This is a genomic window from Actinosynnema sp. ALI-1.44, from assembly GCF_001984155.1.
GTDB lineage: Bacteria > Actinomycetota > Actinomycetes > Mycobacteriales > Pseudonocardiaceae > Kibdelosporangium.
This window is the reverse complement of sequence record NZ_MTQO01000050.1, coordinates 536,314-548,607: the sequence shown is the minus strand read 5'-3', so window position 1 is coordinate 548,607 and position 12,294 is coordinate 536,314. Positions and strand designations below refer to the sequence as shown.

14 protein-coding genes, 1 other RNA gene and 2 pseudogenes are annotated in these 12,294 nt (G+C 68.3%); 6 read left to right on the top strand and 11 right to left on the bottom strand.

Features of this window, described 5'->3' with window-relative positions:
• Nucleotides 1–16: 16 nt before the first annotated feature.
• The gene (locus tag ALI144C_RS35090) at nucleotides 17–364 is read right to left on the bottom strand and encodes an NADPH-dependent F420 reductase (protein WP_168211401.1); all 348 of its coding nucleotides are present in this window, start codon (nucleotides 362–364) and stop codon (nucleotides 17–19) included.
• A gap of 20 nt (nucleotides 365–384) precedes the next feature.
• Between ALI144C_RS35090 and ALI144C_RS35085 the strand changes: the two are divergent.
• A pseudogene (locus tag ALI144C_RS35085) lies at nucleotides 385–698 on the top strand (winged helix-turn-helix transcriptional regulator).
• Between the two features lie 5 nt (nucleotides 699–703).
• On the top strand, nucleotides 704–1,438 hold the full coding sequence (locus tag ALI144C_RS35080; protein WP_076991462.1) for a sugar phosphate isomerase/epimerase family protein: 735 nt from the start codon (nucleotides 704–706) through the stop codon (nucleotides 1,436–1,438).
• Here the strand turns inward: ALI144C_RS35080 and ssuE are convergent.
• Together ssuE and ALI144C_RS35070 are read right to left on the bottom strand one after the other, a co-directional pair.
• Nucleotides 1,425–1,961 carry an NADPH-dependent FMN reductase gene (gene ssuE / locus ALI144C_RS35075; protein WP_076991461.1) on the bottom strand — a complete coding sequence of 179 codons (537 nt, stop codon included), beginning with the start codon at nucleotides 1,959–1,961 and terminating at the stop codon, nucleotides 1,425–1,427. The two genes, ALI144C_RS35080 and ssuE, sit on opposite strands and share 14 nt — an antisense overlap.
• A 6-nt stretch (nucleotides 1,962–1,967) precedes the next feature.
• The gene (locus ALI144C_RS35070; protein ID WP_143231042.1) at nucleotides 1,968–2,153 is read right to left on the bottom strand and encodes a hypothetical protein; all 186 of its coding nucleotides are present in this window, start codon (nucleotides 2,151–2,153) and stop codon (nucleotides 1,968–1,970) included.
• A 99-nt stretch (nucleotides 2,154–2,252) separates the two neighbouring features.
• On the opposite strand from ALI144C_RS35070, the gene rnpB reads away from it, so the two are divergent.
• Nucleotides 2,253–2,639: RNase P RNA component class A (rnpB, locus tag ALI144C_RS35065), an RNA gene on the top strand.
• A gap of 548 nt (nucleotides 2,640–3,187) precedes the next feature.
• The gene (locus ALI144C_RS54845) at nucleotides 3,188–3,604 is read left to right on the top strand and encodes a hypothetical protein (RefSeq protein WP_143231041.1); all 417 of its coding nucleotides are present in this window, start codon (nucleotides 3,188–3,190) and stop codon (nucleotides 3,602–3,604) included.
• Here ALI144C_RS54845 and ALI144C_RS35055 read toward each other — a convergent pair.
• From ALI144C_RS35055 to ALI144C_RS35045, 3 genes are all read right to left on the bottom strand, one after another.
• A complete protein-coding gene (locus tag ALI144C_RS35055) occupies nucleotides 3,597–4,142 on the bottom strand; it encodes a hypothetical protein (protein WP_237774462.1) in 546 nt (181 codons plus the stop codon). The two genes, ALI144C_RS54845 and ALI144C_RS35055, sit on opposite strands and share 8 nt — an antisense overlap.
• Nucleotides 4,143–4,228: 86 nt before the next feature.
• A complete protein-coding gene (locus ALI144C_RS35050) occupies nucleotides 4,229–4,540 on the bottom strand; it encodes a recombinase family protein (protein WP_076991457.1) in 312 nt (103 codons plus the stop codon).
• Between the two features lie 163 nt (nucleotides 4,541–4,703).
• Nucleotides 4,704–5,909 (bottom strand): FAD-dependent oxidoreductase, encoded by a 1,206-nt coding sequence (locus ALI144C_RS35045; RefSeq protein WP_076991456.1) that lies wholly within the window; start codon nucleotides 5,907–5,909, stop codon nucleotides 4,704–4,706.
• A gap of 121 nt (nucleotides 5,910–6,030) precedes the next feature.
• Here ALI144C_RS35045 and ALI144C_RS35040 point away from each other — a divergent pair, with 121 nt between their 5' ends.
• A complete protein-coding gene (locus ALI144C_RS35040) occupies nucleotides 6,031–6,636 on the top strand; it encodes a TetR/AcrR family transcriptional regulator (protein ID WP_076991455.1) in 606 nt (201 codons plus the stop codon).
• Nucleotides 6,637–6,677: 41 nt separating this feature from the next.
• Here the strand turns inward: ALI144C_RS35040 and ALI144C_RS35035 are convergent, their stop codons facing one another.
• Nucleotides 6,678–7,232, bottom strand: coding sequence for a TetR/AcrR family transcriptional regulator (locus tag ALI144C_RS35035; RefSeq protein ID WP_076991454.1), 555 nt, complete (start codon nucleotides 7,230–7,232; stop codon nucleotides 6,678–6,680).
• 63 nt (nucleotides 7,233–7,295) lie between these two features.
• On the opposite strand from ALI144C_RS35035, the pseudogene ALI144C_RS35030 reads away from it, so the two are divergent.
• A pseudogene (locus tag ALI144C_RS35030) lies at nucleotides 7,296–8,651 on the top strand (FAD-dependent oxidoreductase); the annotation flags it as partial.
• Here ALI144C_RS35030 and ALI144C_RS35025 read toward each other — a convergent pair.
• The 4 genes from ALI144C_RS35025 to cobC are packed head-to-tail and all read right to left on the bottom strand — an operon-like array spanning nucleotide 8,620 to nucleotide 12,270.
• Nucleotides 8,620–9,693 (bottom strand): bifunctional RNase H/acid phosphatase, encoded by a 1,074-nt coding sequence (locus ALI144C_RS35025; RefSeq protein ID WP_076991579.1) that lies wholly within the window; start codon nucleotides 9,691–9,693, stop codon nucleotides 8,620–8,622. The pseudogene ALI144C_RS35030 and the gene ALI144C_RS35025 overlap by 32 nt on opposite strands.
• Nucleotides 9,690–10,427, bottom strand: coding sequence for a zinc ribbon domain-containing protein (locus tag ALI144C_RS35020; RefSeq protein ID WP_076991580.1), 738 nt, complete (start codon nucleotides 10,425–10,427; stop codon nucleotides 9,690–9,692). Before ALI144C_RS35020 ends, ALI144C_RS35025 begins: the two co-directional genes overlap by 4 nt.
• Complete coding sequence (locus tag ALI144C_RS35015; protein WP_076991453.1) at nucleotides 10,424–11,254, bottom strand: Nif3-like dinuclear metal center hexameric protein; 831 nt, start codon at nucleotides 11,252–11,254, stop codon at nucleotides 10,424–10,426. Before ALI144C_RS35015 ends, ALI144C_RS35020 begins: the two co-directional genes overlap by 4 nt.
• Nucleotides 11,251–12,270 carry an Rv2231c family pyridoxal phosphate-dependent protein CobC gene (gene cobC, locus ALI144C_RS35010; protein WP_076991452.1) on the bottom strand — a complete coding sequence of 340 codons (1,020 nt, stop codon included), beginning with the start codon at nucleotides 12,268–12,270 and terminating at the stop codon, nucleotides 11,251–11,253. Before cobC ends, ALI144C_RS35015 begins: the two co-directional genes overlap by 4 nt.
• Nucleotides 12,271–12,294 lie beyond the last annotated feature (24 nt).

The window sequence follows — 12,294 nt, the reverse complement described above, 5'->3', positions numbered from 1 at the left end:
ATATGTGACCTTTTGGTCACATGTCAATGGCCTCCCTGGGGTCGAAGCCGCCGACGGCCAACCCGACCACGAACGCGGTGGTGGCCTCGAGGATCACCGAGCGGCTCAGCGGCCCGGCGTCGGCCGGAGTGCAGCCGATGTCCTCGACCAGCCCGGACACCGTTTCGAGCGCCGCGGGGTCGTCGCCGCACATCGGTACGAGCTTGGCCGGGTCGTCCCGCTTCCACACGGACTCGTCGCAGAGGTTGAACGCCTTGACCACGTGCGCGGCCGGTGCCAGCTCGGCCACGCGTTCGGCCATCGACGGCGTGGTCCCCAGCGTCCACTCCCCCTGGACGATGCAGTTCGTGCAGTCGATCAGCACCTTGCCGCCGCGTCGACGGCATCGAGGACGTCTGCCACGCCGTCCGCCATGACCGCGAGCAGGCCAGGCTCGCGTTCGACCTCGTGCCCAACACGTGGAACGCGGTGGTGATCTGGGCGCTGAAGGACGGGCCGCTGCGACACTCCGAACTGCGCGGGGCGATCGGCGGTATCAGCGCCAAAGTGCTCACCGAGACGCTGCGGCGGCTGACGGAGTACGGGCTGGTGCGGCGGGGTACGAACTCACCGGCCTCGGCCGGAGCATGCTCGGACCGATCGAGGCGATGGGCAAGTGGGCGCACGAGTACGGCCAGGAGGTCTCGGTCGTAAGGTAGGCGGCATGCTTGGTTTCTCGACGCTCGGATGCCCTGGCCTGCCGTTGCGTGACGTCACCGCGCTGGCACGCAAGTACGGCATCGAGCTGGTCGAGTTGCGGTGTGCCGCCGATGAGCCCGTGCACGTGGGGTTGTCCAAGGCCGAGCGCGACGCTGCCGTCCAGGCGCTGGACGGACTGGGGATCACCGCGCTCGCGTCGTACTACCGGCTGTGCGACGACGACATCTCGATCCTCGCCGACCACGTCGACCTGGCGCACGACCTCGGCGCGCCCGCGATCCGGATCTTCCCCGGCCGCTCACCCGGCACGTCGGTCGGACTGGCCGCGGAACGGCTCGCCCGCGCTGCCGAGATCGCCGAAGGCGTCACCCTGCTCGTCGAAACGCACGACCTGCTGTTGCGCGGCACGGAGATCGCCGCCGTGCTGGCTCAGTCGGGCGCGAGCGGCGTCGGCGCGATCTGGGACGCCATGCACACGTGGCGCGCGGGCGAAACCCCGGCGGAAGCCGCCGAGGCGCTGGTGCCGTGGCTCGGCGAACTGCAGCTCAAGGACGCCGCGTCGGCCACCGACCGCAGGCCGATGGTGCCGGGCACCGGCACGGTCCCGATCAGCGAGACCCTCGCCGCCGCCGCGGGTTTCACCGGCCCGGTCGTGCTGGAACACGAGACGAAGTGGTACTCCGACGCGGCGCCGTTCGAGGAGTCGCTCGCCGCGTTCGTCGACCTCATGAAGCCGTAGCGAGCCCTGGGCGTTCGGCGACAGCGTGGGCGAACCGCCGCACAGCGAGGTCGAGTTCAGTCGACGCCGCGGGGGAAACCGCGTCGTCGATCTCCGCGTCCAGTACGAAACGCCCAGGTACCACGTCGGTGGCGCCACGCGCGATCAGCAAGGGCCGCAACGCGTAGTCGATCGCGACGAGATGCCCCTGACTGCCGCCGTTGGCCAACGGCAACACAACCTTGCCCGTCAACGCTGTTCTGTCGAGCAGGTTCAACAATGACTGCACCAAACCGCTGTACGCCGCGCGGTACACCGGGCTGGCGACCACCACGCCGTCGGCTCGATCGACCAGGTCCATCGCGTTGCGGATGGCCGGGTCGAGCAGGTCCGCGCTGAGCAGGGCGATCGTCGGCAGGTCACGCACCGACAACTGGTGCACCTCGTGCCCGAGGCTGTTGAGCACGACGGAAACGTGCCTGAGCAGCACGGCGGTCGGCGCGTCCGGCGACGGACTGCCCGACACGATCAGGATCGTGGCCATGGCCGGTCACACCCCGACAGGAGTGCGGTCCGCCAGCGCGTACTCGAACCCGTTGTTCTCGGCGAGAACAGCAAGCTCGCGGTTGTGGTCGTGACCCCAGTCAGTCCGCTGCTCGATATCACTGGGCACCAGGCCGCCGCTGACATTGGGGACCCAGTAGGCGAACTTGATCGGTTCGTCGCTTGTGGACATCATCGCTCCCGGTCGGTGACCGTCTGACGCCGCCGAGTAAAGCCGCGTGGACAACACACCGGCAACCAGTCCCGAACCGTGAGATACCCTGTCCGAGGACGAGTCGGCAGGGCGGCCGCGGCGAGCGAGAGCACGTCGAGGAAAGTCCGGACTCCACAGGGCAGGGTGGTTGCTAACGGCAACCCGAGGCGACTCGCGGGACAGTGCCACAGAAAGCAGACCGCCTTGGCCGCAAGGCCGAGGTAAGGGTGAAACGGTGGTGTAAGAGACCACCAGCACCCCGGGTGACCGGGGTGGCTAGGTAAACCCCACCCGGAGCAAGGCCAAGAGGGCGCCCCCGGGCGCCTGCGCAGGCGACAAGGGCTGCCCGCCCAAGCCTGCGGGTAGGCCGCACGAGCCTGTCGGCAACGGCAGGCCTAGATGGATGGCCGCCACCTGGGCCCACCAGCCCAGGTACAGAATCCGGCTTATACGTCGGCTCGTCCGCGCCCTCAGGCCGACCCTGCTCGGTTGCTACCGCAACCTCGCCGGGTCGGCCGCAGTAATTGGGGGCCGACGTGCTGGAAATCGACGGTGCCACGGTGACCGCCCGCCCCGTCCGGCTCGCCGCCAACGGCGCGTTCACCTATCGAGGAAACCGGTACGCCCCGCCGTAGGCATCCCCTGTGCTTAATGCCCTCCGCGACGTCCGCGGAGCGCATTTCTCTGTGGCGCGTGACATCCCGTAGAGAAGCCGGTCACTCCGTGCCATCTCGTGTTGACATTTGTTACGTATGCCCAGCACGGGCGTAACTGTCCCCCGATTGGCGGGGTGCGCGTGCCCATCAATGTCGCTGACTGTGCATGCGCTGATCTCGTTGGAGTGCAGTGTTGGCCGCGCACTGTCAGCGGTAACGGTTCGTGGGTCAAGCTAGTTCGGGCTCCGTGATTGCGGGACGGAGTGGCAAGAGTTAGGGATGATTCACGACCGGCACCCCCTCAAGGGGGCCTCCGGCACGAGAACGGGAGAGCCGATGAATCGCAGAGGTTTCGCTGTGGTGGTTGCCGCCGCGACTACGGCGGCGGTAATGGTGAGCGGGCTGGTAACAGGCGCCTCCGCAGGAGCCACTCCACGACAGGACGGCGAAATCATATTCTACGAAGGAAACGGCGCCACGCAGAACATCGTCCATGCGACTTCCGATGAACCTGGGCAAGATTTCGCACCACATCAAAATGATGAGGCGAGATCGGCGAAGCTAATTTTCGTGCGACCCGGTGCGCGAATCACCGTCTTCGACAGCCCCTCGAAGGACAAAAGGGACGATTATGCCATCATCTATGTCAAGAAATTCACAGGGACGATCATCATCGACCACTTCGAGAAAGATGTTGATGATGAGTATGTGACGGTCGTGTACGTTCGCAACAATGGACTCAACGGCAAGGTGTCTCGGGTTACAGTCACATAGCCTCAGCGGGTGCATCCGGTTCGTCGTCGGTGAACTCGACATCTACCGTCGCCCCACTGTCCCCAGCGATGTAGGTCACGTCCGCCGGGGACAAGTGGGGCTCCCACCCTGGGAAACCCGCACTCATCGTGGACGCGGGAATGGTGAGCGTGAACTGTGTCTTGCTCACGATGCGCAGCGTCATACCGGCATTGAGCATGAGTTGACGTCGGCCTTCCTGGTCAGCCGCTTCCCACTCCTCCTCCAGCACACGCAGGTGATCCCGATAGGTCAACTCGCCACGCTTGTTCAGGCTCTGCACGATGCCGGTCACCGACTCACCCTCACACAACCGACCCGCAATCTCCCGAATCACCCCCGCCGCGTACTCGTCCGACTGGATCGTCTTGCCCTTCACCGGATGTTTCACGATCCGATACCCGTATCCCGGGGCGCCACCCACCCACCGATCAGTGGGCAGCAGCAACGCACGCGCCCCATTTACCCGCTCCCTCGTCGTCTGAGACTCCACTTCGGCCGCGAACGCGATGATCGCCAAGATCAGGTTGACGTGCGGGTCCAACTTCTCGTGCCGCAAATCGAGGGTCAACGGGTCCCCACCGAACGGCCCAACCACGAACACGATCACCTTACGGTTCGCATGCCCCACGCCGTCAACGCGAACATGTCCGTCATCGACCGAATCGCCCGGTCCGCCCGCCAGAACACCAACGCGTCATAATCGTGGGACTTCGGCTCACGCAGCCACTGCCCCAACTCCGGCCGGTCGAACGGCCCGACCATAGACGCGGACACGTCCAAGTCCTCCACGACGGCCACCACCGGCCGGTCAGCATGGCCCGACGTGATCGCCTTCTGACGCGCCGGTGAGGTCGTCTCATCCGTCAGGTTGGACAACCGCACCGCGAGCACCGCCCGCAAGCCCGTGATATCCATAACAACGACGCTACCTGCGTAAACATCTTTGCGGAAGTGTTGTTACCAACCCAAACCCCCCACGGTGCGAGCTCCTTTCGACCCAGCGCTGGTTGCGTTGGTCTTCGACCAGCATTGCTTTGGTCCTTTGGTCCTTTGGTCTGGTGGGCTTTCTGTGGGTTTTCTAGTGGGTGGTTTCGGCTTGCCTGCGGCGGTATTCCGCTGCTTTGGCCTGGTAGTTCTCGTGTTCGCGGGCGTGGTCGGGGGGCAGGTGTGGTGCGTCCGGGGAGGTTTTGGCGAAGAATCGTTGGAGGGCGGTGTTCGCGCTCACGGCCAGTTCCCCGGATCGCGGGAACATCGCTGCCTCGTAGCGGGTGACCGCCTCGTCGAGATTGCTCTCCTTCGCGATGGCGTGTGCGAGTTCCGCGCCGTCGAGCATCGCGAGGTTGGTGCCGTGGCCACCGAAAGGCGCCATCAGGTGTGCGGCGTCGCCAATCAGGGTGACGCCGGGGACGTGGTCCCAGGTCAGCGGAGCGGGGAGCGCCCAGAAGCTGCGCTGCACGTAGTCGCCGTCGTTGTCGGCGATCAGCGGGCGCATGACCGGGGACCATTCGCTGAACTCCTGCAACAGGTAGGACCGGACGGCCTCGGGGTCGGTGACGTCGACCCCCGCCGTGACGGGCCAGTCGAGTTCGGCGCGGAAAGCCACGTAGCCACGGACCACACCGTTGCTGTTTCGTTGGACGATCACGGCTCGGCCGTCGCCGTCGGTGGAGAACATGTGGCCGTCGCCGACGATCGCGGCGACCTCCGGGTGCCGGGTGTCCACGTCGTCGAATCGGGCGTCGAGGAACTGGACGCCGAGGTACTGCGGCTCCGCGTCGGTGAGCAGCCGACGAACCTGCGACCAGGCGCCGTCGGCGCCGATGACGAGGTCAGCTTCCACGCTGACGCCGTTGGCGAACTCCAGTCGGTGCGCCCCGCCCTCGAGCGGGGTGACGTGGACGAGTTTGTGCCCCCAGCGGACCGTGCCGGGCTTCAGGCTCTCGTAGAGCATGGTCCGCAGTTGGCCGCGGTCGATCTCGGGAGCCGCGTCATCGTCCTCGGCGGGAGTGAATTCGGCGAGGACAGTGCCGTGGTGGTCCCTGCGGGCCTTGGCCTGGCCCTCGACCCGGGCCAATGCCCGGAAGGCGTCCATCAGCCCTGCGTCCTCCAACGCGATCTGGCCGGCGTCGGCGTGCATGTCGAGCGTTCCTCCCGGGTCCCGGGAGTCCACAGTGGCGTCGGCGTCGTACACCACCGGCTGGATGCCGTGCCCCTGCAGGACACGGGCGCACATCAAACCGGCGGGACCACCGCCGACGATGGCGATGCGAGATGTGGTCGTCATGGGACTGGTCCTTTCCTCACCTGGTGCTACTGCCTGACCCTCTCCACGATAGGTGAAACCGATCAAAAAGTCGAACCGTTCTATCTTTTGATCTGTTTCACACACGCGCTAAGGTGAGGGCGTGACCGAGCCCGGACGCCGTGAGCGCAAGAAGGCCGCCACCCGCCAAGCCCTGGCAGACGCGGCACTGGAGTTGTTCCTGGAGCGCGGCTACGACGCGGTCGGCGTGCGGGAGATCGCCGACACCGCTGACGTCTCGGTGGCCACCCTGTTCAAACACTTCCCCGAGGGCAAGGAAGCACTGGTCTTCGACCAGGACACCGATCGCGAAGCCGCACTCGTTGCCGCTGTCCGCGAACGCCCCACCGGCCAGTCCATCCCCCAAGCGCTGCGCCAACTGCTCCGCGACGAGCGCTCCCGACAGGTCCGCACCGACCCCCGCCTGTCCGACTTCCTCCGCCTGATCGACACCACCCCGGCCCTGCGCGAGCACTTCCGCCGCATGTGGCTGCGCCACGAGAACGCCCTGGCCGCAGCGATAGCCGTGGACAGCGGCCTGCCCGAGAACGACCCCGCCTGCCAGGCGCTGGCCCACTTCGCCCTCGAAGCCATCGCCCTGGTCCGAGGACGAGCCGACGCCGAGTCCGCACTGGACCGGATCTTCACCCTCCTCGACACCGGCTGGACCGCAGTGAACAAGCAAGCCACGGCGGGCGAACGCACCTGACGACGAGCAGGGGAATTCGAACCGCAAAGTGGTCGGACCAGTTACGCCAACACTTCCGGCTCAGTCAGATAACGCTGCAAAGTCGGCCCCAGCCAACGGACCACGTCCTCCACGCTCATCGCGACCACCGGCGGGAACTTCAGGATGTACCGGCACAGCGTGAACCCGAGCACCTGCGTCGACACCAGACCGGCGCGGGTCTCCACCTGCCCCGGAGCGACCGTGACCACGACCGGCCCCAACTGAGCCGCGAAGATCGAGCGCATCCGCTCCGCGATAGCCGGGTTGGTCACCCCCGCCCGAAGCAGCGCCATGAGCGTCTCGTCGCCCTCCCACCGCGTCATCACGTGCCGCGCCAGCACGGCACCGATGTCGGCTCGGGGCACCTCGGTCAGATCCGGCACCCGCAAGTCCAGATCCGCCGCGACCGAGAACAGGTTCTCCTTGTTGCCGTAGTAGCGCATCACCATCGCCGGGTCGATCCCCGCGTCCGCCGCGATCGCACGGATGGTGGTCCGTTCGTACCCGTCCGAGGCGAACCGCTCGCGGGCCGCTTCGAGGATCGCCTGCCGGGTCACATCCGATCTACGCGCCATGTCAACGAGTGTAGGCCAACACTTGTTGACAAGACAGCCGCCTAACCCTACCTTGAAAGTCAACAACCGTTGACCAAGGAGGACGCCATGCATGTGCTGATCGTCGGAGCAGGCCCGACCGGCCTGACTCTCGCGGGCGACCTGGCCGAGGCGGGCTTGGCGGTCACCGTGCTCGAACGCAGGGAGCAGGAGACCGCGAACACGACACGGGCGTTCGGCGTGCACGCCCGCACGCTGGAACAACTCGACATCCGGGGCGTGGCCGACCGCCTGCCCGGCCAGAAGGTCCGCCGGGTGAGCCTGTTCGACCAGGTCTCACTCGACCTGGGCAACCTCCCGACCAGGTTCGACTACCTGCTGATCACACCGCAGTACGAGGTCGAGAAGGTCCTACGCGAGCGGGCCGAGCGGCTCGGCGCCGAGATCGTGCACGGCGAGGAGGTCACCAGCCTGTGCCAGACCGCCGACAAGGTCATCGTCACGAGCACGTCCAGGACCTGGGAGGCCCAGTACGTCGTCGGCACGGACGGCGTGCGCAGCACCGTCCGGCGGCTCGTCGGCCTGCCTTTTCCCGGCAGGTCCGTGGTGCGGTCGATCATGCTGGCCGATGTCCGGCTCACCGCCCCGCCCGCGGACGTGCTGGCGGTCAACGCGGTCGGCGACGGGTTCGCGTTCGTCGCGCCGTTCGGTGACGGCTGGTACCGCGTGTTCGCGTGGGACCGGCGCAAGCAGGTCGACGACAAGGCACCGTTGGAGCTCGACGAGATCAAGCAGGTCACGCGCCGCGCGCTCGGCACGGATTTCGGCATGCACGACCCCCGCTGGATGTCCCGGTTCCACAGCGACGAACGGCAGGTGCCGACCTACCGGGTCGGCCGGGTCTTCCTCGCCGGTGACGCCGCGCACTGCCACTCACCCGCCGGTGGCCAGGGCATGAACACCGGCATCCAGGACGCCGCCAACCTCGGCTGGAAGCTCGCCGCCGTCCTCAACGGACACGCCAAGACCGAGCTGCTCGACACCTACGAGCAGGAACGCCACCCGGTCGGCCGGGCCGTGCTGCGCAGCAGCGGCGCGATCATCCGGCTCGCCATGGTCAAGTCCGCTCTCGGCCGCAGGATCAGGAGCGTGCTCGTCGGGTTCCTGCTCGGCCGCGAGTCGATCGCCGCGAAGGCCGCCGGTCAGATCTCCGGGATCGGCATCCGCTACGGCGGCAAGACCCGCGTCGGCGACGTCGAACTCACCACCGGGCGGCTGTTCGAAGCGTTGCGCGGCGGGCGTTTCGTGCTCATCGCGAACGAGGAGCACGCCACCCCGGACTTCGTCGACGTGGTCAAGCCGGTCCAACCGGTCGCCGAACCGATCATGGTCCGGCCGGACGGCTACCTCACGACCTGGGATGATGTGAGATGTCGTTGACCAGCCTGACCGAGGCGTTCCCGTCCGGGTAGAACTCCACTATGGACAACGAGGCCAGGTCGAGGTGCAGCCGGAACAGCAGCGCCGGCCCGGCGTCCAACCCCATTCGCAGCAACGATTTGATCGGCGTGACATGACTGACCACGATGACGGTCTTGCCCTCGTGGGCCGTCACCAGCTCGTCACGCACCTTGCGCACCCGCCGGTGCACCTCGTCGAAGCTCTCGCCACCCGGCGCCGGGACTGACGGGTCCGACAGCCAGCGACCGTGCAGCGCGGAGTCCCGCTCGGCGGCTTCGGCGAACGTCAGCCCTTCCCACGAGCCGAAATCCGTTTCCGTCAAGCCGTTGTGCACGTCGACACCGCCGCCGGTCGCGTCCGCGATCGCCTGCGCGGTCTGCCGGGCACGGCCCAGCGGCGACGCGACGATCGGCGTCGACGAGTCCACGACGTCCATTCCGGACACCCGCTCCGCAGCGGCGAGCGCCTGCCGCTCACCCAACGGGGTCAGCGGCACATCACCCCGGCCGGAGTACCTGCGTTCGACCGACATGGGCGTCTGGCCATGGCGCACCAACAGCATCCGGGTCGGCGTGCCCTGCGCGCCGGTCCACTTCGCCGGGGTGGACACGTGCGGGGCCGCCTGCGCGTCCATCGCCTCGTTGGCCAGCCGGTCGGCTTCCTTGTTGCGCTCACGGGGAATCCAGTCGAACGTGACCCGGTCGAACGTGGCGACCAGGTCACGGGCCTGCGCGGCGAGCGGCCGCAGCGCGGGGTGCTTGATCTGCCAGCGGCCGGACATCTGCTCGACCACGAGCTTGGAGTCCATCCGTACTTCGACCTCGTCCGCTCCGACCGCCGCCGCGGCCCGCAGACCGGCGATCAGGCCGCCGTACTCGGCCACGTTGTTCGTGGCCACACCGATTCCCTCGGCCCGCTCGGCCAGCAGTTCACCGTTGGCCGCGTCCCTGACCACCGCGCCGTACCCGGCGGGACCCGGGTTACCCCTTGACCCGCCGTCGGCCTCGACGACGACCTTCACAGCCCGGACTCCGCCGTTCGGACCAGGATCGCGCCGCACTCCTCACACGTCACCACTTCGTCCGCGGCCGCCGCCTTGATCTGCGAGATGACCACGCGGTCCAGTTCGAGACGGCACGCGCCGCACCGCCGCGAGCGCAGCATCGCCGCGCCGGTTCCCTTGTGCTGGCGGACCCGGTTGTAGAGGGCCAGCAGCGGTTCGGGGAACTGCGGCAGCATCGTCTTGCGGGTCGCGGCTGCCCTGGTCTCCTGGGTTTCCAGGTCGGCGAAGGCCTCGTCCCGGCGCCCGGTCGCGTCGGCCACCGCGGCTTCCGCCTTGGCCAGTTCGACGTCCGCGTGCTGCGCGTCCATCTCCAGCGCCTCGCGCCGCTCCATCAGCTCGAGCAGGTCGTCCTCGAGCGCGCCCTGCCTGCGGTGCAGCGTCTCGACCTCGTGCTCGAGGTCGGTCATCTGCTTGGCCGCGACCGTGCCGGACTGCAACAGCTTGTTGTCCCGCTCCACCCTGGCGCGGACCTGGTCGATCTCCTTCTCCTGCCGTTTGACCTCGCGGTCGAGGTCGCCGAGCTGGGTGGCGACGGCGACCTGCGCGTCGCGCTTGGCCCGCGCCGTCTGCTCCGCCGCGCTGATCTCGGCGATCTCCGGCAGGGTGCGCCTGCGGTGGTCGACTCGCGCCAGTTCGGCGTCGATCTCGGCGAGGTCCAGCAGCCGGCGTTGCACGGCTGGGTCGGCTTTCAACGTGCGGTCCTCCCCGTCTTGGCCGCACGGAGGGTCCATGGATCGGTGCGGCGGATAGATGTGTGGGTTTCGACGTTACCCCCGAAGGCGGCACGCACGACGCCCGCCGCCTGGTCGCACCACGGCCACTCGCTGGCCCAGTGCGAGACGTCGACCAGCGCGGGCGCGTGCGGGGCCGAGTCGATGTGTTCGCCGCTGACGTGGTGGCGCAGATCCGCGGTGACGTACGCGTCCGCACCGGCCGCGGTGGCCTGTCCGAGCAGCGAGTCACCCGCGCCGCCGCAGACCGCGACCGTCCTGATCAGACGCTCCGGGTCACCGGCCGCCCGGACGCCCCACGCGGTCTCGGGCAACGCGTCCGCGACGCGCTGCACGAACGCGCTGAACGGCTCCGGTCGGGGCAGGTCACCGATCCGGCCGAGGCCGAGGTGTGGCTGTTCCTTCGGGCTCAGCGGCGCTCGGACGACGATCCCGATCGCCGCGGCCAGCGCGTCCGAGACACCGGGGGACGCCGAGTCGGCGTTGGTGTGCGCGCAGTACAACGCGATGCCCGAGCGGATCAACCGGTGCACGATGCCGCCCTTCGGCGTGCTCGCGGGGACGCCGTGCACGCCGCGCAGCAGCAGCGGGTGGTGTGCGACGACCAGCTGGGCACCGAGCTCGACCGCTTCGTCCACTATGGACTCCGTTGGGTCGACGCAGAACAGCGCGCGTCGGACCTCCTCGGCCGGGTCGCCGCAGACAAGGCCGATCGCGTCCCACGATTCGGCCAGTTCGGGCGGGTAGGCCGCCGCCAGCGCGGCGACGACTCGGCCAACTGTGATCACGTGGTGAACTCCTTCAACAACGGCGCCGTCTGCGCGGGCGGCCGGACCGCCAGCCGGATGTGGTCGGCCGTCAGCCCGGGGAACGTCTCGCCCCGGCGGACCGCGATCTTCTTCGCCCGCAGCGCCTCGCGGACCGCCGCGCCGCCGTCGACCCGGATGAGCACGAAGGGCGCGGTCGGCTCGGCGACGACCTCGATCCCGGCGTCGCGCAACGCGGTCACGAACGTCTCCCGGTATCCGGTGATCGCGCGGGCCTCCGCCTCCGCCTCGGCGACCGCGCCGGGCGAGCAACACGCCGCGACGGCCTCAAGCACCAGCGTCCCGACAGGCCACTGTGGACGGTCAAACGCCAGCCGGGCCAGGGTTCGCGGGTCGCCGAGCACGTAACCGGCGCGCAGCCCGGCGAGCCCCCACGTCTTGGTCAGGCTGCGGAACACCAGGGCACCCGGCTCGCCGGCCAGGGACTCCGGTTCGCCGGGGATCGCGTCCATGAACGCCTCGTCCACCACGATCAACCGCCCCGGCGCGGCGAGTTGCCTGATCAGCGCGGCGGGGTGCGTGACGGACGTCGGGTTGGTCGGGTTGCCGATCACGACCATGTCGGCCTCGGCCGGAACCCGCTCGGGCCGCAGCACGTAGTCGCCGTCGAGCATGACCCGGTGGACGGGAACGCCTGCGGTGCGCAGCGCGACCTCGGGTTCGGTGAACGACGGGTGCACGACCGCGGCCAGCCGCGGCCGCAGGTTCGGCAGCAGCGCGAACCCCTCGGCGGATCCGTTGAGCACCAGGACTTCGTCCGGGGAACGGCCGTGCCGCCGAGCCACTGCTTCCCGCGCCATGCGGTCGTCTTCGGCCGACGGGTAGGCAGCGAGCCGATCCAACGCGGCGGCCAGCCGGTCACGCAGCCAGCGCGGCGGGGCGGGCAGCCACACGTTGACCGCGAAGTCCACCATGCCGGGCGCCATGTCCCTGTCGCCGTGGTGGCTCAGGTTCTCACCGGGATTCTCGCTGGTCATCGCGAGGATTGTAAGGAACTGGGT